Genomic DNA, 683 nt, shown 5'->3' on the forward strand with positions numbered 1-683 from the left:
GAGGACGTCGTCGACTACTTCGGCGACTACGCCGCGGGCGGCGACGAGTGCCACATGGCGTTCCACTTCCCGGTCATGCCGCGGATCTTCATGGCCGTGCGCCGCGAGTCCCGCTACCCGGTCTCCGAGATCCTCGCCAAGACCCCGGCCATCCCGTCCGGCTGCCAGTGGGGCATCTTCCTGCGCAACCACGACGAGCTGACCCTGGAAATGGTCACCGACGAGGAACGCGACTACATGTACGCGGAGTACGCCAAGGACCCGCGGATGCGCGCCAACATCGGCATCCGCCGGCGTCTGGCCCCGCTCCTGGACAACGACCGCAACCAGATCGAGCTGTTCACCGCGCTCCTGCTCTCCCTGCCCGGCTCGCCGATCCTCTACTACGGCGACGAGATCGGCATGGGCGACAACATCTGGCTCGGCGACCGCGACGCGGTGCGCACCCCGATGCAGTGGACCCCGGACCGCAACGCCGGTTTCTCGTCGTCCGACCCGGGGCGCCTGTTCCTGCCGACGATCATGGACCCGGTCTACGGCTACCAGGTGACGAACGTCGAGGCGTCCATGGCCTCGCCCTCGTCCCTGCTCCACTGGACCCGCCGCATGATCGAGATCCGCAAGCAGAACCCCGCCTTCGGCCTCGGCACCTACACCGAACTGCCGTCCTCCAACCCCGCGGT

The 683-nt window shown here is 67.9% G+C and carries 1 pseudogene; it reads left to right on the plus strand.

Annotated features, from left to right (window positions below):
- A pseudogene (locus ACP4J0_RS38650) lies at positions 1-683 on the plus strand (trehalose synthase); the annotation flags it as partial.

Source organism: Streptomyces sp. WG7 (assembly GCF_049975785.1).
In the GTDB taxonomy this organism is placed as follows: Bacteria; Actinomycetota; Actinomycetes; order Streptomycetales; family Streptomycetaceae; genus Streptomyces.